We start from the raw sequence: 17,032 nt of genomic DNA on the forward strand, positions 1-17,032 counted from the left end.
GACGGTTCGGGGCGACGCCGCCCCGATTTCCGCGATCTCTGTTCAGGTGAGGTGAAGGCAGGAACCGCATTCCTGCCTGGTGGTCCTGCTTAGCCGAGATTGTCGAGCTTGGTCTGGAGCGCGCGAAGCTGCTCCTTCAGCTCGTCGATATCCTTGGCTTCGGCCTTCTTTGTTTCCTTCACGGGCGGCGCGGTGATGAAGGGCGAAAACATCTGCATGGCCTGATGGAACATCTCGGTGTTGCGACGCACCTGCTCTTCGACAAGTTGCAGCGGAACCTGCAGGTTTTTGCCGAGCGGCGTGTCGCCGAAGGCCTTGTTGATCTGCTCGCGCATCTGCGACTGCTGCTCGGTGAAAGCCTGCATCGAGTGTTCGAGATAGCTCGGCACCACCATCTGCATCTGGTCGCCGTAGAACGAGATCAGCTGGCGCAGGAAGGAGATCGGCAGCAGCGTGTTGCCGGTCTTGGACTCCTGCTCGAAGATGATCTGCGTCAGCACGGAATGGGTGATGTCCTCGCCGGATTTTGCATCCTGAACGATGAAGTCCTCACCCTTCTTCACCATCACAGCCAGGTCGTCGAGCGTGACATAGGTGCTGGTCCCGGTGTTGTAGAGCCGCCGGTTCGCATATTTTTTGATAACGATCTGGCCTTCGTGCTTCGCCATCAGGGTCTCCTCTCCCCCATCATCCCGTCTTTATTGCGTTTTTCAGAGTATCCGCAAAAGCGCGCCGCTGACAATGTCTTTGTGCGTTGCGGCGACGCAAGTGCAAAATCTTGCGGTTGCGTTTTAGGTGACGCTTTTGTGGCACTGCATCAAGGCGTTTGACTTGCGTCGCGCGCTTTGCCAGTCTGCCTGCATTAGGCAAGAAGATCTGAGGAAACGTCCCATGAGCAATCCCTCCATCGTGATCGCCAGCGCCGGCCGCACCGCGGTCGGTTCCTTCAACGGTGCCTTTGGCAATACGCCGGCGCACGAACTTGGCGCTGCCGTCATCAAGGGCGTGCTCGAGCGCGCAGGCGTCGAGGCTGCCGAGGTCGACGAGGTGATCCTCGGCCAGGTGCTGCAGGCAGGCGAAGGCCAGAACCCGGCGCGCCAGGCGGCGATGAAGGCGGGCGTTCCTCAGGAAAAGACCGCCTGGGGCATGAACCAGCTCTGCGGCTCGGGCCTGCGCGCCGTCGCGCTCGGCATGCAGCAGATTGCAACCGGTGATGCTGAGATCATCGTCGCCGGCGGCATGGAGTCCATGTCGATGGCGCCGCATTGCTCGCATCTTCGCGGCGGCGTGAAGATGGGCGACTTCAAGATGATCGACACGATGATCAAGGACGGCCTGACCGACGCCTTCTACGGTTATCACATGGGCATCACCGCCGAGAACGTCGCTCGCCAGTGGCAGCTCAGCCGCGAGGAGCAGGATGCGTTCGCGCTCGCCTCGCAGAACAAGGCCGAAGCCGCCCAGAAGGCCGGGCGCTTTGCCGACGAGATCATTCCCTTCATCGTCAAGGGTCGCAAGGGCGACGTCACCGTCGACCAGGACGAATATATCCGCCACGGCGCAACGCTCGATCAGATGACGAAGCTGCGCCCCGCCTTCGACAAGGAAGGCACGGTCACCGCCGGCAACGCTTCCGGCCTCAATGACGGCGCCGCAGCCACCCTGCTGATGACCGAGGCGCAGGCCTCCAAGCGCGGCATCCAGCCGCTCGCCCGTATCGTTTCCTGGGCAACCGCCGGCGTCGATCCGCAGGTCATGGGCACCGGCCCGATCCCGGCGTCGCGCAAGGCGTTGGCAAGGGCCGGCTGGGCGATCGGCGATGTCGAACTGGTGGAAGCCAACGAAGCCTTTGCTGCCCAGGCCTGCGCGGTCAACAAAGACCTCGGCTGGGATCCGTCGATCGTCAACGTCAATGGCGGCGCGATCGCCATCGGTCACCCGATCGGCGCGTCGGGCGCCCGCGTGCTCAACACGCTGCTGTTCGAAATGAAGCGCCGCGGCGTTTCCAAGGGGCTTGCAACCCTCTGCATCGGCGGCGGCATGGGCGTCGCCATGTGCGTCGAGCGGTTCTGATCGGTCTGGCGGCATGAACAGCGCCAGGTGGGTTCCATTTTCCCTGCTTCTGGCCGGTTCGCCGATCGTTTCTGCACATGCCAATCCCGCGCCTCTTAACGAGGCGCGGCTGGTAGAATGCATGCTGGAACATACGACTTCCGACGAGGAGAGCGTTTTCAAGGACGTGATGGTCGCGGCCTTGAACGATGACAGCGGCGCATTGAAGGTGTCGCTGGAGCAGCTCTCCGCGGTGATGATGGGTCTCGCGCTGGAGAAGTGCGAGGTGGCTCTGTCCGCGCTGGCTACGCCGCAGTTTCAAGCGGCCGCCGGGCTCTACGGGCAACAGGTCGGCGAAAAGCTGATGCAGAAGGCATTCGAAAAACTGAACTGATCAAGTGGGAGGCGCATATGAGCAGGGTAGCATTGGTCACGGGTGGGTCGCGCGGCATTGGTGCGGCAATTTCCATCGCACTCAAGAATGCCGGCTACAAGGTGGCTGCCAACTATGCCGGCAATGACGAGAAGGCTCAGGCCTTCAAGCAGGAAACCGGCATCCCGGTCTACAAATGGGACGTTTCCAACTATCAGGCCTGTGCCGAGGGCATCGCCAAGGTCGAGGCCGATCTCGGTCCGGTCGATGTGCTCGTCAACAATGCCGGCATCACCCGAGATGCCATGTTTCACAAGATGACGCCGGAGCAATGGGGTGAGGTGATCGGCACCAACCTCACCGGTCTCTTCAACATGACGCATCCGCTCTGGTCGGCCATGCGTGACCGTGGCTTCGGTCGCGTCATCAACATCTCGTCGATCAACGGCCAGAAGGGCCAGATGGGTCAGGCCAACTATTCGGCGGCCAAGGCCGGCGATCTCGGCTTCACCAAGGCGCTCGCCCAGGAAGGGGCTGCCAAGGGCATTACCGTGAACGCGATCTGCCCCGGCTATATCGGCACGGAGATGGTGCGGGCGGTGCCGGAGAAGGTGCTCAACGAGCGCATCATCCCGCAGATCCCGGTTGGCCGCCTCGGCGAACCGGAAGAAATCGCCCGCTGCGTGGTGTTCCTCGCCTCCGACGATGCCGGCTTCATCACCGGCTCGACGATTTCGGCGAACGGCGGACAGTTTTTCGTCTGAGCATCAGACAAGCCGAACATTACCGGACGGCGCCTTTCGAGGCGCCGTTTCCATGCGGCGGCAGCGCTAAGAATCCCGCTCGAAATCCTGAAGTTGCGCTGGCAGTTCCGTTGCCGGAGGGGGGCGTAGACACTATATCTTGTGGAGAACAAAGGTGGAATGACGCGCGGTCTGCGAGTCGCTGCCGACTGTTCCCGCACTGGTCGCGACTCTAAACTGCGATTCTCATTCTCTCACTTGGGTGAATCCCTGACGAATTTCGTGAAAAATTTTCCAGGCTTTCCAGAGTCTTGGATTCGGAATCCTTGGACCTGTCAGGCAATGGCAGAGCCGGGATTGTTGCGCGCCAAAGGGCCTGATGCGCGGAATCAGCTCCAGATTCAGCATGTGGTGCAACGTTCGGCGTTGAAATCTATATGTAGTCGTGAACATACAGTGAATCACAATGAGTCGTCGATTCGTCGCCGATTCGTTCCACGGCTGTTCCAATTGTCGATTGCGCCGACCACAACAGGTGGTGCAATGGGCTAAGAGATGCCAAGCGATGGTTTTAGTTGTCGGCGCCCCTTGCGTTTGGCTCGGTGCGTGGGCATGTGTTTGCCGCCAGCGTGAAAAGACGCTGCCGTAATTTCTGAATGCCCGGGATCGATGACGTGTCCGTTCACCCCATGATCCTGAGCGGCCGCGGTGTCACCGCGGTGCTCGGGCCTACCAATACCGGCAAGACGCACTACGCGATCGAGCGCATGATTGCGCACGACAGCGGCGTCATCGGCCTGCCGCTGCGGCTTCTCGCGCGCGAGGTTTATACGCGCCTGGTCGAAAGGGTCGGCCACCACAATGTCGCGCTGATCACCGGCGAGGAAAAGATCACCCCGCATCGCGCGCGCTATTCGGTCTGCACCGTCGAGGCCATGCCGCGCGAGACGACGGCGTCCTTCGTCGCGATCGATGAAGTGCAGCTTGCCGGAGATCTCGAGCGCGGCCATATCTTTACCGACCGGATCCTGCACCTGCGCGGTCGCGGCGAGACGCTGCTGCTTGGTGCCGGAACGATGCGGCCGATCCTCGAGCAGTTGCTGCCCGGCATCACCGTCGTCGAGCGACCGCGCATGTCGCAACTGCTCTATGCCGGTTCGAAGAAGATAACCCGTCTGCCGCACCGCACGGCGATCGTCGCCTTCTCTGCCGACGAGGTCTATGCGATCGCCGAGCTGATCCGCCGCCAGCGTGGCGGTGCCGCCGTCGTGCTCGGCGCGCTGTCGCCGCGCACGCGCAATGCGCAGGTGGCGCTCTACCAGGAAGGTGACGTCGAATACCTGGTCGCGACCGACGCGATCGGCATGGGCCTCAATCTCGACGTCGACCATGTCGCCTTCGCGCAGGACCGCAAGTTCGACGGCTATCAGTTCCGCAATCTCAACCCGGCCGAACTCGCGCAGATCGCCGGCCGCGCCGGCCGGCACTTGCGTGACGGTACGTTCGGTGTGACCGGCCGCGTCGATCCCTTCGACAACGAGCTGGTCCACCGTATCGAGGCGCATGAGTTCGATCCGGTGAAGGTACTACAGTGGCGCTCGAAGGCGTTCGACTACGCTTCGATTGCCGCTCTGAAGAAGAGTCTTGAGGCCGCGCCGACGGTTCCCGGCCTTGCCCGGGCGCTACCTGCGGTAGACCAGCAGGCGTTCGAGCATTTGGCCCGCTACCCTGAGGTCGTCGACATCACGACCAATGCCGAGCGGGTGGAAAAACTGTGGGAAGCCTGCGCGCTGCCGGACTATCGGCGCATTACACCGGCTCAACATGCCGACTTGATCTCGACGATCTACGCGGATCTTGTCCGCCGCGGTACCGTAAACGAAGATTTCATGGCCGAGCAGGTCAGGCGGGCCGATCATACGGACGGTGAGATCGACACACTTTCGGCGCGAATCGCGCAGATCAGGACATGGACTTATGTGTCGAACCGGCCAGGATGGCTGGCCGATCCGACACACTGGCAAGAAAAGACGCGGGAAATTGAAGATCGATTATCCGACGCACTACATGAACGGTTGACGAAACGCTTTGTTGATCGCAGGACATCTGTGCTCATGAAGCGCCTGAGAGAGAATGCTATGCTGGAAGCTGAAATCAGTGTGAATGGTGATGTCTTCGTTGAAGGTCATCACGTAGGACAACTAACCGGTTTCCGGTTTACGCTGGCGACCGGCGGCGATGGCCCGGATGCCAAGGCTGTGCAGGGTGCTGCCCAGAAGGCGCTGGCGCTCGAGTTTGAGGCACGCGCCGCGCGGCTGCATGCTTCCGGCAACAACGACCTGGCGCTTTCGTCGGATGGTCTTGTGCGCTGGCTCGGCGATCCCGTCGCCCGTCTGACGGCAAGCGACCACGTCATGCGCCCGCGCGTCATCCTGCTGGCCGACGATCAGCTGCAGGCGAACGCCCGCGAGCACGTTCTGGCGCGCATCGAGCGTTTCGTGAACCATCACATCGGAACGGTCTTGAAGCCGCTCGACGATATTTCGCGCGCTGAAGATCTCGAAGGTCTCGCCAAGGGCCTCGCCTTCCAGCTCGTCGAAAACCTCGGCGTACTGTTCCGCCGCGATGTCGCAGACGACGTCAAGTCGCTCGACCAGGACGGTCGCGCTTCGATCCGCAAGTACGGCGTTCGCTTCGGCGCCTACCACATCTTCCTGCCGGCGCTCCTGAAGCCGGCGCCGGCCGAACTTATCACGCTCCTCTGGGCGTTGAAGAACGACGGCCTCGACAAGCCCGGCTATGGCGACCTCATCCCGATGCTCGCCGCCGGCCGTACGTCTGTCGTTACCGATCCGTCTTTCGAGCGGACCTTCTACAAGCTCGCCGGTTTCCGCTTCCTCGGAAAGCGCGCGGTGCGCATCGATATCCTCGAGCGCCTCGCTGACCTTATTCGACCGCTCCTTCAGTGGAAGCCGGGTACGCAGCCGCGTCCGGAAGGCGCCTATGACGGTCGCCGCTTTACAGCGACCACCTCCATGCTCTCGATCCTCGGTGCAACGCCCGACGACATGGAAGAGATCCTGAAGGGCCTCGGCTACCGCGCAGACAGCGTCAAGGCCGAGGAGGCCCAGGCCTTCCTCATGGGTCAGGATGGTGGTGCTGCGGCTGCTGCCGCCGCTTCCGAACCGGTCGCTGCGGTTGATGACGCCGATGCCGGCGACAGTGCGGCAGAAGCCGAGACTGCAGTCGTCGAGGCACCTGCTGCCGAGGCCGAAAAGGCCGAAGCTGACGTTGCCGTCGCTGCCGACGGGGCCCAGCCTGCTGAGGCTCAGGTGACCGAGACCCAAGTGACGGAGACCGGCGAGCCGGTCGAAGCCAAGCCCGTTCTGCTCTGGCGTCCTGGCACCCGTCAGGACAACCAGCGCCAGGGCGGTGGCCGCCACGAGGGCGACCAGCGTCGCGGCGGTCAGCGCCACGGGCGTGGCCAGGGCCAGGGCCAGGGCGAAGGACGTGAAGGCGGGCGCAAGGGTGGTCAGCAGGCGCGTGGCAAGCGCCATGACGGTGGCAAGCCGGAAGGCGGCCCGCGTCAGGATCGCGGCGAGCGTCATGATCGTCACGACCGCGGCGGCAAGCCGGGTCAGGGCAAATTCGAGGCGCGTCCGCCGCGTCGCGAAAAGCCGGTGGATCCGGATTCGCCCTTCGCCAAGCTTGCTGCTCTCAAGGAGCAGATGAAGAAGTAAGGTAGACCATGGAAAAACAGCCTGCGTCCAACCCGGCATCGCGCCAGCGTCTCGACAAGTGGCTGTTTTTCACGCGGCTGATCAAATCCCGATCGCTTGCGCAAAAGGCGATCGAGGATGGCCGTGTCGCCGTCAACGACGAGCGCGTGACGCAGTCGTCGTTTCAATTGAAGACGGGCGATATGCTCGAACTTGCGCTCGACCGGCGCAGTCTGATCGTCCGGGTCCTGGGCCCGGGTGAGCGGCGCGGTCCCTATGAGGAAGCGCGTCTGCTTTACGACGATCTGACGCCAGAGCAGCCGAAGGAGAAGTTGTCGGCCTACGAGCTTGCCACGCGCGAGCGCGGAGCGGGCCGGCCGACGAAGAAGGAGCGGCGGGAAACCGATCGGCTAAAGCCCGATTTCGATCCGCGCGAGGACTGATGGGCGCCGCCAACCCTGCCCGCCGCTGGCTGTAAAACACGACGCGCTTTTGCGCGACAGCCTTTAGAAAACTCTGCCTTTGCCGTGGCGTTTCGCGCATTGAATATTCTTGCAAAGGGTCCATAAAGCCTTTACCTGACAGACCCACGTTGGGTGCATCGGGTTTGCTTCGGCAGCTATGCGCGCCGGACATTCCTAGCATGCGCGGACGACGAGCATCACCATTGATTGCCGTCTGCCATCAAACGTGAGCATTGGCTGGAGTACCTCATGACGTATGTCGTGACCGACAATTGCATTCGCTGCAAGTATACGGACTGTGTCGAAGTCTGCCCCGTGGACTGCTTCTACGAGGGTGAGAATTTCCTCGTCATTCATCCCGACGAGTGCATCGATTGTGGCGTTTGCGAGCCGGAATGTCCTGCCGAGGCGATCAAGCCGGATACCGAGCCGGGTCTTGATATGTGGCTGAAACTGAACGCGGATTTCGCTTCGAAGTGGCCGAACATCACCGTCAAGCGCGATCCGATGCCGGAAGCGAAGGAGATGGACGGCGTCGAAGCCAAGTACGAGAAGTTCTTCTCGACCGAGCCGGGCCAGGGCGACTGAGACGAAGCGGTCGCCGCCGTTCGTCGAGGCTGACGAAGCAAAGCTGCCCCCGGGGCGCAAAGCTGGGGAAAACACGAGCCGCGCTCGCAGTTGCGAGAATGGTGGCTTGATGGCTGCCATGCAGCAAATTATTGATTTCGGCACTTTTTTGTGATAGGTTCCTTCTACTGATCCACAGAGGGTGTTTTTGCGCGCCCGAAAACCATCACGAAAGCAAACGATCTCCAAAACGCGGTTTCTCCCTAGTACGCAACATGGCGTTGCTCTGTTGTGACCGCATTTTATGAGGCTGTTTGCATTCCTTGGACGGACCAGGATGTACCCACCCGGCGGTATCCCCGTCTATCCCGGGCCTCACTGACCCGGCCCCGGCCAGAATGGCCGGCGCGAAACAGGGAGTTTTTGAAACGAATGACGACCCAGCAGAAAAAATCTTCGACACGCCAGGGCTTCAAGACCGGTGAATCGATCGTCTATCCGGCCCACGGCGTTGGCCAGATCGTGGCGATCGAAGAGCAGGAAGTCGCCGGCATGAAGCTTGAGCTTTTTGTCATCGATTTCGAGAAGGACAAGATGCGCCTGAAAGTGCCAGTGGCCAAGGCCGTCAGCATCGGCATGCGCAAGCTCTCCGAAACCGATTTCGTCGACCGCGCGTTGAAGGTTGTGCAGGGCAAGGCTCGCGTGAAGCGCACCATGTGGTCGCGCCGCGCCCAGGAATACGATGCCAAGATCAATTCCGGCGACCTGATTTCCATCGCGGAAGTCGTGCGCGATCTCTACCGCGCCGAAAACCAGCCGGAACAGTCCTATTCCGAACGCCAGCTCTACGAAGCTGCCCTCGACCGCATGGCGCGCGAAATCGCTGCCGTCAACAAGATGTCGGAAACCGAAGCTGTTCGCCTCGTCGAGGCCAACCTCAGCAAGGGTCCGAAGCGCGGCAAGGCGATCGACGAAGACGACGCTCAGGACGAAGCTGCATAAGCTGTCCGACTGCACTGAGACTACCAAAAAGCCCGGCCATCGCGCCGGGCTTTTTCTTTGATCGCATGGAACTTTTGCCGTCCGGGCGCATTTATAAAGGCCGGCAGAAGCGCGCCGCTTTCGCGCCGGGCGATCTTGCTTCTGTGATCCCGTCACCGTTCAGGTTCGTGACTTCGAAGTTAGGGCGCCGCGTCGTTTCTTCAAGTTTCGACATCGCGGCGCGAGACGCCCCCTGCTGCCGGACACTGCATCCGTCCGGCCTTTTGGACTTCACACGCAATGGCGCCCGGCGCCAGTCACGGAGTGATCGATGAAGACTCTCACTGCAGACCGGCGGATGATCAAGATCGCAATGGAGGCGCCCTATCTCGAGCGCGACGAGGAGCACAAGCTGGCGCAAGCCTGGCGAAACGACAACGATCAGGAAGCCCGCAACAAGATCGCCATGTCGCATATGCGTCTGGTAATCTCGATGGCCGCGAAGTTTCGCAATTTCGGGCTGCCGATGGGCGATCTCGTCCAGGAGGGCCATATCGGTCTCCTGGAGGCGGCGGCCCGTTTCGAGCCGAGCCGCGAGGTCCGCTTCTCCACCTATGCCACCTGGTGGATCCGAGCGTCGATGCAGGACTATGTCCTGCGCAACTGGTCGATCGTCCGCGGTGGCACCAGTTCGGCGCAGAAGGCCCTGTTCTTCAACCTTCGGCGTCTTCGCGCCCGGCTTGCCCAGGGCGACAGGCAGCTTACATCGCAGGCTATGCATGAGGAGATTGCGGCTGCCCTCGGCGTCAGTATCGCCGACGTGCAGACGATGGATGCACGTCTCTCCGGCAGCGACACCTCGCTGCAGGCGCCGGTCGGCGGCAGTGATTCCGATGGCGGTGAACGGCTGGATTTCCTCGCCAGCGACGCGCCGCTGCCGGACGAGCAGGTGAGCGAGATGATCGACGGCGAACGGGCACGTGTGTGGCTGCGCGACGCGCTGTGCGCGCTGACGGAGCGCGAAATGCGCATCATCCGCGCCCGGCGGCTGACGGAAGAAGGAGCGACGCTCGAAGAGCTCGGCATCGATCTCGGCATATCCAAGGAACGTGTGCGCCAGATCGAAACTCGGGCGCTGGAGAAGCTCCGGGCGGCCTTGGCGACGCGAGCGCCGGCGCTGACCGCAGGCATTCATTGACCGCCTGACGCCGACCGTCTGCCGCCATGCCCGTACTATTCGCCGGAACCCCGCATTGCGCCGGGAAGCGGCACTGTCCGCTGTCAATTTGGCGATGACGATTGGCGCAGCGTGCTTTCGTTCGTGACCGTTCAGGCGCCTCGCGACGTGCTTGCCTAGCAGATGGCAGGCAATTCACGCCCGCAACCGAACGCGCTTCAGCTGCGCCTGTCTCAATCCTATTCGGAAACGATCTTCACCCTGTCGCCCGGCTTCACCGTCGAGCTGACCTGCATCGCATTGATCACCCGGAAGAGGTCGAGCTTACGATCGGTTCCCATCATGCGGGCCGACAACGTGGTGATCGTGTCGCCGGGCCGGACCGTCACCACCCGGATCCGCAGCGGCTTCAGCGACTGCGTCTCAGCGGCCGTCATGCGGCGGAACGTGCTGCGCAACTGGTTTGCGGTCGGCTCGAGTGCGCTCGACCCCTTGGGCACGGCGGTCAGGAAGCGGTAGATCCGCGTGTCGATGCGGATGACCGTCACGTCGAAATCCCAGCGGTCGGCGGAGGCGCGCGCGGTTGCGGCTTCCAGGCCGTTGACGCTGATCTGCCGGATCGTGTCGGGCTTCAGGCCGGTGACCCAGCCGCTGGCGATATAGTCCGTCAGGCTTCGGCCGCCCGTGTCGGCGACGCCATCGAAGCGCACGGCGATGTCGCCGGCGCCGGTCGCCAGAACCGCTTCGGCCTTGTTGTCGATCTGGAACCCGGCGGGCACGTCGAAGCGGATGCCGAGCTGGCCGTGCAGGAAGGTCTGGCCGCGCACGTAGCCCTCCTGCGGGCTGTCGCCATAGAGCAGGCCGTCGATGCCGGCGAGATAATAGTCGCGACCGCGGTCGCCGCTGGTGCCTTCCGGACCGAAGGCGCGGGCGTGCCGACGCGCGAGATCGACACGCTGCGGCGCGTTCGGGTGGCTTGACAGGAAGTCGAGGCTCTGGTCGGATTCCGGATCGACCGCCGTGAAGCGGCTATAGGCGGCCATCGAATCGAGGAAGCGCGCCGCTGCATAGGGGTCGTAGCCGGCTTCGCCGAGCATGCGCACGCCGATCACGTCGGCCTGAAGTTCCTGGTTGCGCGAGAAGGCCGCGAGCCGGAGCTTGCCGCGCGCGAGCGCCTGCTTGCCGGCGATATCGGAGGAGAGGACTTCGGAGACCACGCGGCTGGCGATCACTTCGGCTTCCTCGCGCTGCTGACGCTCGATGCCGTGGTTGGCGGTGACGTGCGCCATCTCGTGCGACAGCACGGCTGCGACCTCGGAGGCATCGTTGGCAAGCGCCAGCAGGCCGCGGGTGACATAGAGATAACCACCGGGCAGCGCGAAGGCGTTGATCGCCGGCGAGTTCAGGATGGTGATGCGATAGGACTGCTGCGGATTCTCGGAGACCGCCGTCAGCGCGCCGGTGATGCGCGCGACCAGGCGCTCGGTCTTGGCGTCCTTGTACTCGCCGCCGTAGCTTGCGACGATGCGCGGATGTTCGCGCGCGCCCAGCTGCGCCCGCGGATCGTTCTTCTGGACTTCCTCGACGATCTGCGGATTGGAGGAGGGCGAAACGGTCGGCTGGTAGGTCTGCTCGATCACGGATTGGCATGCGGAAAGGAGCGTGGTCGCAAGCAATGCAACCACGGCGCGTCCACGCAGCCGTCCGCCCTTCGGCGGGAACCGGTCGTGTGTGACTGTATGCCTCTCCATGCCTCAGCCCGTTCCCATCCATCGCTCCGCCCGCATCCTGCGGACAAGTGGTACGACAGCGTTGAAAGTCCTACTTTTTCAGCCCGGCAGCGTTGCTCTGCCGCGACCTCTCAGTCCTGGTCTTGCTGTATCTGATTTCAGCGCCACCTGCCTAGTTTGTCTCGGTAGAAATAGTTGCCCCGTGGTATCACGGCAACGGATGCGGGAATATTCGCGCCCTTGCCGGATATTTCGCGCGTCGCATGGCGCCGCGGTCAAATTGTGGCAATCGGCCAAGGGCGTGGAGAATCCGATCCGTCCTTCAAGTATTGCCGAGAAAGCGGTCGATCGCCGCATTGTCCCGCCGCGCCAGGAAGCGGTCGAGGGTGTCGTTTGCGATGATACGCCCCTGGTCGAGAAAAAGCACGCCGTCGGCCAGGGCCTTCACGTCTTCGGGATGGTGTGTGATCACCAGGATCGTGTTGCCTTCCTCCTCGTGCAGTTCCCGCAGGAGCGTGCGCATGCCGGCGCGCATGCCGGGATCAAGCGCTGCGAAGGGCTCGTCGAGCAGCAGCAGGGGGCGCTTTCGCACAAGCGCGCGGGCGAGGGCGACGCGCTGGCGCTCGCCGCCTGAAAGCGTCGGCGGCAGCCTTTTCCCGAAGCCTTCGAGCCCGACGCGGCGGAGCGCGTCTTCAATCTTCTCGCGGTCGGTTGCGCTCAGCCGAAGCGCCGGGTCGATGCCGAGTCCGATGTTGGTCGCGACGTCGAGATGGGCGAAGAGGTTGTTGTCCTGGAAGATCATCGAGACCGGCCGTTCCGACGGCGCCCGATCGGCAACGTTCTCGCCGAGAATGCGCACCTCGCCGCGATCGGGATCCTCGAACCCGGCAATGAGGTGGAGCAGCGTCGATTTGCCGGAGCCCGAGGCACCGGCGACAGCGACGATGCCCCCCTTGGCGATGGTGCAATCGAAGGTGAGCTTGGCCGTTTCGAAACGGACCTCGACATCGCGCAACTCTATCGCGGGAACGGGATCGATCATGCTTTGCGTCCTTCCGGCCGGCTGTCATTGGCCGTGCCGAGGATGGTGAATATCAGGCAGAGAAGCCCGAGGAAAAGGGCGAGACCGGCGGCGTCGGCGGTGCGGTAGCTGCCCATACGGCTATAGAGCAGCCACGGCAGCGTCACCATGTCTTGGCTGCCGAAGAGAGCGACGGCGCCGAGGTCGCCGAGCGACAGCGCCATGGCGAAGGAAAGGGCCATCAATAGCGGCTTGCGCAGCGCCGGAAAGTCGATCCATCGCAGACGATCAAAACCACGAATGCCAAGGCTTGCCGTCAGCCGTTCGGACCGTGCCGCATGGGTCGCCATTGCCGGCGCGAGGATGCGGTGGACGAAGGGCAGCGCCATCAGCGCGTTGATCGCAACGACGATGGCAGGTGCAAAGCGCGCGACGTCACCGAAGGGACGCAAAAGCAGAAACCATCCGGCGCCGAGCACCACCGGCGGCACCAAGAGGATCAGCGAGGTGCTGGCACCGATGGCACCGGCAAAGCCGCGGGAGAGCGACGTCGCGTGACGCGGCGCGGTGGCGGTTGCCGCCGCCCGGATCATCACGGCTGCCATGGTGACGGAGGCGAGTGCCGAGGCGAGCGCGATTGCCGCACTCGTCCGCAGCGCCCGGTGCACCGCCGGATCGCGGGCGAGCTTCAGCAGATCGGCTTCGAGTCCGGAGATGAGAACCGCGACCAGCGGCGCGCCGAGAAACAGAAAGGCAAGCGTGATCCAGGTGCCATCACTCAGGCGCGCGATCCTTGACGCGCCATCGAAACGGCGCACAGTGCGGCCACCGGTCATGCCCTCTTCCGGCTCGGTCGCCAGATGACGAAGCAGGAGCAGCAGCAGGCCGGTCATGGCGATCTGCAGGGCTGACAGCGCGATCGCGCGCGGCGGATCGAAATCGAAACGCAGCGCCTGGTAGATCGCCACTTCGATTGTGCTGGCCGCAGGCCCGCCGCCGAGCGTCAGCACGAGGGTGAAGCTGGTGGCGCAGAGCATGAAGACGAGGCCGGCGGCACCCGGCAGGAGGCCGCGCAGCACGGGCCATTCGATGAAGCGAAAGAGTGCGCGTGACGGCATGCCGAGATTGGCGGCGCTGCGCCAGTATTCGGCGGGGATGCGCTCGAGCCCGGCCAGGAACAGGCGCGCTGCAAGCGGCATGTTGAAGAAGACGTGGGCAAGCAGGATGCCGAACAGGCCGTAAATGCTGACGGGCTGCGCGAGGCCGAGCCAGCGTAGGCCGGAATTGAGGAAACCCTGCCGCCCCCAGATCTCGATCAGCCCGAGTGCGCCAACCAGAACCGGCAGTCCGAGTGGCAGCGCCATCAAGCGCAGCAGCCAGATGCGGCCGGGGAACTGCGGTCGTCGCGCTAGCGCCCGGGCGACGGGGATGGCAAAGAGCACGGACAGCAACGTCGAGAGGGTCGCCTGCAGCAGCGTGAAGCGGGTGACGCGCCAGATGTAGGCGTCGAACAGCGCATCGTCGCTCGCGCCGCCCGTCTGGCTCAGCAAGGCGACGATCGCAAGACCGACGAAAAGGACGAAGACGCCGAGGCAGGCTGCCCCGGCGACCACTGTCATACGATTTTCGCGCAGTGCGAACAATCCGGCCTCAGTTCTTGCTCATGGCGGCAAGCCATTCGTCGATCCAGGCCTTGCGGTTCTTGGCGACGTCCTCCGAGGGCAGGAGGAAGGTGTTTTCCGGCTTGACCAGCTTATTGAAGGCGTCCGGCAGCGGCTCCTTGGTCGCTGCGACCGGCATCATCCAGTTCGTCGTCGGGATGATCGACTGGAAGTCCGGACCGGTCATGAAGGCGAGGAACTGCTTTGCCAGTTCCGGCTCCTTGGCGTTCTTGGTCATGCCGGCGACTTCGATCTGGATGTAGTGCCCTTCGGAGAAGGCAGCGGCCTGATAGCGCTCGGTGTTTTCCGCGACCATGTGGTAGGCCGGCGACGTGGTGTAGGACAGCACCATCGGCGCCTCGCCCTTGGTGAAGAGGCCATAGGCTTCCGACCAGCCGGGGGTGACGGTCAGAACGCGGTCCTTCAGCTTCGTCCAGGCGGCACCCGCCTCATCGCCATAGACGGCCTTGACCCAGAGCAGGAGGCCGAGGCCCGGCGTCGACGTACGCGGATCCTCGATGACGATCTTCTGCGACGGGTCGCCTTCTACCAGCTCCTTCAGGCTCTTCGGCGGCGTCTTCAGCGTCTCGGTGTCGTAGACGACGGCGAAGTGGCCGTAGTCATAGGGCAGGAACGTGTCGTCGGAGAAGTTGCCGGGAACGGTGACGCCGGTTGCCTCGACGCCGTGCGGCGCGAAGAAGCCCGTTGCCTTGGCTTCCGCAACGAGGTTGGTGTCGAGGCCAAGCACGATGTCGGCCTTGGAAGCCTCGCCTTCGAGCTTCAGGCGGGTGAGCAGCTCGACGCCGTCGGCCACGCCGACATAGTTGACCTTGCATTCGCAGGTCTTCTCGAAGGCTTCTGCGACCTTGGCGCCCGGGCCCCATTCGGTGATAAAGCTCTCATAGGTGTACACCGTCAGCGTCTTGTCGGCGGCGGTCGCGGCGCCGGAGAAAACAAGGCTCGCGGCCGTCGCAAGGGCTAGCCGGCTAAAGAATTTAAGTTGCGATGAATTGGACATGGCGAGGACCTCTCTCCCAAAGTTCGTTGTTGCATGGGAAAAGGGCGTATCGATCCGATCGCGTCTAATCCCTCCGCCGGTATGAGCCGGATCAGGTTCCGCGGGTTGGCGTTTTGACGCCTCTCAGCCTCCGGCCGCAATGCGGTCGGGAGGCACCCCGTTAGAGCGGCAAGAGATTTACCGCTGCCTCGGTCCCATGGCAAGCGATGTTTACGGCGAAGCAAGGGGACGCCTGGCCAGCACAATGGCTCGTGTTTGCGTATGCCGCCAACTGCGCTACACAACGGCAGCGAGGAGGAAATGTCATGCCCGATATGCTTGTTCGACTTTATGCCCTGCCGGCTGAACCTCAGTCGAAGCTTGGCCTTGGCATCAGCATTCGCCGCGCCATGGCGCCGGAGCGCCGCCTGGTCGTTTCCTGGATTGAAAAGACTTTCGGTGCCGGATGGGCGGGCGAGGCGGAAGCCGCCTTTTCCTCCACCCCGACGCGCATGCACGTCGCTGTCCATGACGAAAAGATCGTCGGCTTTTCCTGCCACGACGTAACGGCACTCGGCTTCTTCGGTCCGACCGGCGTCGACGAAAGCATGCGCGGGCAGGGGATCGGTGAGGCACTGTTGCTTGCAAGCCTCACGGCCATGCGCGAGGCCGGCTATGGCTACGCGATTATCGGCGGCGTCGGGCCGGCGAAGTTCTACGAGCGGGTGGCCGGCGCCGTCGAAATTCCGGATTCGACCCCCGGCATTTATGCCGGCATGCTTTTTCCCGATCCGGTGCCCGAGGGGCATTGATGGTCTGACCAAAATATCGAGAACCGCTCGTTCGACGGTTTTCTTCGTTTTCCTTCGGCGGTCCTTTGCGCTATGGGCTTTGCCATGGCTCGATCGACCTTCACCATTCTGCTTGGCGGCGCCCTTTCGCTGACCGACCGGCTGGCTCACCAGCTGGCCGCAAGTCGCTTCATTGCGGCTGACGGCGGCATGCGCCATGCCCGATTGCTCGGCATCGTGCCGGATGTCTGGGTCGGTGATTTCGACTCGACCGAGGAAGCCCTTCTTGCGGACTACGCCTCCGTCCCGCGCGAGCCCTATCCGGCGGCGAAGGCCGCGACGGACGGGGAGATCGCGGTCGAGGCGGCGCTGTCGCGTGGAGCCGATCGCCTGATTTTCGCCGGCGCCCTCGGCGGTACCCGCAGCGATCACGCCTTCATGCACCTGCTGCATGCCGTCGCCCTTGCCGAGCGTGGCCTTTCCGTGTTGATGACCTCGGGCGAGGAAGAGGCCTATCCGCTGCTGGCCGGCTCGCTCGACCTCGACCTACCCAAGGGCTGCCTCTTCTCGGTGCTCGGGTTGACCGAGCTTACCGGTCTTTCGATCGTCAATGCGCGCTATCCGCTCGACGATTTCACCTTGCCGTTCGGCTCGTCCCGAACCGTTTCCAACGTTGCGGAGGGTCCCCTTCGCTTCACTCTCCAGAGCGGTCGCGCCATTGTGCTCGCCCGCCCCTATGATCTTTCCGGAGCCTGA

Annotated in this window: 15 protein-coding genes and 1 riboswitch; of the genes, 10 read left to right on the top strand and 5 right to left on the bottom strand. The window is 63.1% G+C overall.

Annotated features, from left to right (window positions below):
• Positions 1–89 precede the first annotated feature (89 nt).
• Positions 90–668, bottom strand: a complete 579-nt coding sequence (gene phaR, locus IB277_RS25970) for a polyhydroxyalkanoate synthesis repressor PhaR (protein ID WP_034802922.1) — start codon at positions 666–668, stop codon at positions 90–92.
• A gap of 223 nt (positions 669–891) precedes the next feature.
• Here phaR and IB277_RS25975 point away from each other — a divergent pair, with 223 nt between their 5' ends.
• The 8 genes from IB277_RS25975 to IB277_RS26010 all read left to right on the top strand — a co-directional run bounded on the left by IB277_RS25975 (position 892) and on the right by IB277_RS26010 (position 10,097).
• Positions 892–2,073, top strand: coding sequence for an acetyl-CoA C-acetyltransferase (locus tag IB277_RS25975; RefSeq protein WP_034802919.1), 1,182 nt, complete (start codon positions 892–894; stop codon positions 2,071–2,073).
• A 13-nt stretch (positions 2,074–2,086) separates the two neighbouring features.
• Positions 2,087–2,446 (top strand): hypothetical protein, encoded by a 360-nt coding sequence (locus IB277_RS25980; protein ID WP_090295227.1) that lies wholly within the window; start codon positions 2,087–2,089, stop codon positions 2,444–2,446.
• Between the two features lie 17 nt (positions 2,447–2,463).
• Entirely contained in the window at positions 2,464–3,189 is a 726-nt protein-coding gene (locus tag IB277_RS25985) for a beta-ketoacyl-ACP reductase (protein WP_034802902.1), read from the top strand.
• 653 nt (positions 3,190–3,842) lie between these two features.
• Positions 3,843–6,908: a helicase-related protein gene (locus IB277_RS25990; RefSeq protein WP_034803172.1), complete on the top strand. Its 3,066-nt coding sequence runs from the start codon at positions 3,843–3,845 to the stop codon at positions 6,906–6,908.
• A gap of 8 nt (positions 6,909–6,916) precedes the next feature.
• Complete coding sequence (locus tag IB277_RS25995) at positions 6,917–7,330, top strand: RNA-binding S4 domain-containing protein (protein WP_060521474.1); 414 nt, start codon at positions 6,917–6,919, stop codon at positions 7,328–7,330.
• A 270-nt stretch (positions 7,331–7,600) separates the two neighbouring features.
• On the top strand, positions 7,601–7,939 hold the full coding sequence (gene fdxA / locus IB277_RS26000; protein WP_060521473.1) for a ferredoxin FdxA: 339 nt from the start codon (positions 7,601–7,603) through the stop codon (positions 7,937–7,939).
• A 411-nt stretch (positions 7,940–8,350) separates the two neighbouring features.
• On the top strand, positions 8,351–8,920 hold the full coding sequence (locus IB277_RS26005; RefSeq protein ID WP_034802893.1) for a CarD family transcriptional regulator: 570 nt from the start codon (positions 8,351–8,353) through the stop codon (positions 8,918–8,920).
• Between the two features lie 310 nt (positions 8,921–9,230).
• A complete protein-coding gene (locus IB277_RS26010; protein WP_034802890.1) occupies positions 9,231–10,097 on the top strand; it encodes an RNA polymerase factor sigma-32 in 867 nt (288 codons plus the stop codon).
• 218 nt (positions 10,098–10,315) lie between these two features.
• On the opposite strand, the gene IB277_RS26015 is transcribed toward IB277_RS26010, so the two are convergent.
• The 4 genes from IB277_RS26015 to thiB form a co-directional block, all read right to left on the bottom strand.
• Positions 10,316–11,827 (bottom strand): M48 family metalloprotease, encoded by a 1,512-nt coding sequence (locus IB277_RS26015; protein WP_034802887.1) that lies wholly within the window; start codon positions 11,825–11,827, stop codon positions 10,316–10,318.
• A gap of 301 nt (positions 11,828–12,128) precedes the next feature.
• Entirely contained in the window at positions 12,129–12,848 is a 720-nt protein-coding gene (thiQ, locus tag IB277_RS26020) for a thiamine ABC transporter ATP-binding protein (RefSeq protein ID WP_060586556.1), read from the bottom strand.
• Positions 12,845–14,470: a thiamine/thiamine pyrophosphate ABC transporter permease ThiP gene (gene thiP / locus IB277_RS26025; RefSeq protein WP_255380607.1), complete on the bottom strand. Its 1,626-nt coding sequence runs from the start codon at positions 14,468–14,470 to the stop codon at positions 12,845–12,847. Before thiP ends, thiQ begins: the two co-directional genes overlap by 4 nt.
• 7 nt (positions 14,471–14,477) lie before the next feature.
• A complete protein-coding gene (gene thiB / locus IB277_RS26030) occupies positions 14,478–15,506 on the bottom strand; it encodes a thiamine ABC transporter substrate binding subunit (RefSeq protein WP_090295233.1) in 1,029 nt (342 codons plus the stop codon).
• A gap of 51 nt (positions 15,507–15,557) precedes the next feature.
• Positions 15,558–15,676: riboswitch (TPP riboswitch) on the bottom strand.
• 135 nt (positions 15,677–15,811) lie between these two features.
• Here thiB and IB277_RS26035 point away from each other — a divergent pair.
• The gene (locus tag IB277_RS26035; protein ID WP_060586552.1) at positions 15,812–16,297 is read left to right on the top strand and encodes a GNAT family N-acetyltransferase; all 486 of its coding nucleotides are present in this window, start codon (positions 15,812–15,814) and stop codon (positions 16,295–16,297) included.
• Between the two features lie 84 nt (positions 16,298–16,381).
• Positions 16,382–17,032: a thiamine diphosphokinase gene (locus IB277_RS26040; RefSeq protein WP_060586625.1), complete on the top strand. Its 651-nt coding sequence runs from the start codon at positions 16,382–16,384 to the stop codon at positions 17,030–17,032.

Origin of the sequence: Ensifer sp. ENS07 (genome assembly GCF_014852185.1) — a bacterium.
Taxonomy (GTDB): Bacteria; Pseudomonadota; Alphaproteobacteria; order Rhizobiales; family Rhizobiaceae; genus Ensifer; species Ensifer adhaerens.

Excerpts from the sequence above, each read along its gene's own strand:
- phaR (WP_034802922.1), bottom strand. The coding sequence starts at position 668 with ATGGCGAAGCACGAAGGCCAGATCGTTATCAAAAAATATGCGAACCGG.
- IB277_RS25980 (WP_090295227.1), top strand. The coding sequence starts at position 2,087 with ATGAACAGCGCCAGGTGGGTTCCATTTTCCCTGCTTCTGGCCGGTTCG.
- IB277_RS26005 (WP_034802893.1), top strand. The coding sequence starts at position 8,351 with ATGACGACCCAGCAGAAAAAATCTTCGACACGCCAGGGCTTCAAGACC.
- IB277_RS25985 (WP_034802902.1), top strand. The coding sequence starts at position 2,464 with ATGAGCAGGGTAGCATTGGTCACGGGTGGGTCGCGCGGCATTGGTGCG.
- thiB (WP_090295233.1), bottom strand. The coding sequence starts at position 15,506 with ATGTCCAATTCATCGCAACTTAAATTCTTTAGCCGGCTAGCCCTTGCG.
- IB277_RS26040 (WP_060586625.1), top strand. The coding sequence starts at position 16,382 with ATGGCTCGATCGACCTTCACCATTCTGCTTGGCGGCGCCCTTTCGCTG.
- IB277_RS25975 (WP_034802919.1), top strand. The coding sequence starts at position 892 with ATGAGCAATCCCTCCATCGTGATCGCCAGCGCCGGCCGCACCGCGGTC.
- IB277_RS26035 (WP_060586552.1), top strand. The coding sequence starts at position 15,812 with ATGCCCGATATGCTTGTTCGACTTTATGCCCTGCCGGCTGAACCTCAG.
- IB277_RS26015 (WP_034802887.1), bottom strand. The coding sequence starts at position 11,827 with ATGGAGAGGCATACAGTCACACACGACCGGTTCCCGCCGAAGGGCGGA.
- IB277_RS25995 (WP_060521474.1), top strand. The coding sequence starts at position 6,917 with ATGGAAAAACAGCCTGCGTCCAACCCGGCATCGCGCCAGCGTCTCGAC.
- IB277_RS26010 (WP_034802890.1), top strand. The coding sequence starts at position 9,231 with ATGAAGACTCTCACTGCAGACCGGCGGATGATCAAGATCGCAATGGAG.
- fdxA (WP_060521473.1), top strand. The coding sequence starts at position 7,601 with ATGACGTATGTCGTGACCGACAATTGCATTCGCTGCAAGTATACGGAC.
- thiQ (WP_060586556.1), bottom strand. The coding sequence starts at position 12,848 with ATGATCGATCCCGTTCCCGCGATAGAGTTGCGCGATGTCGAGGTCCGT.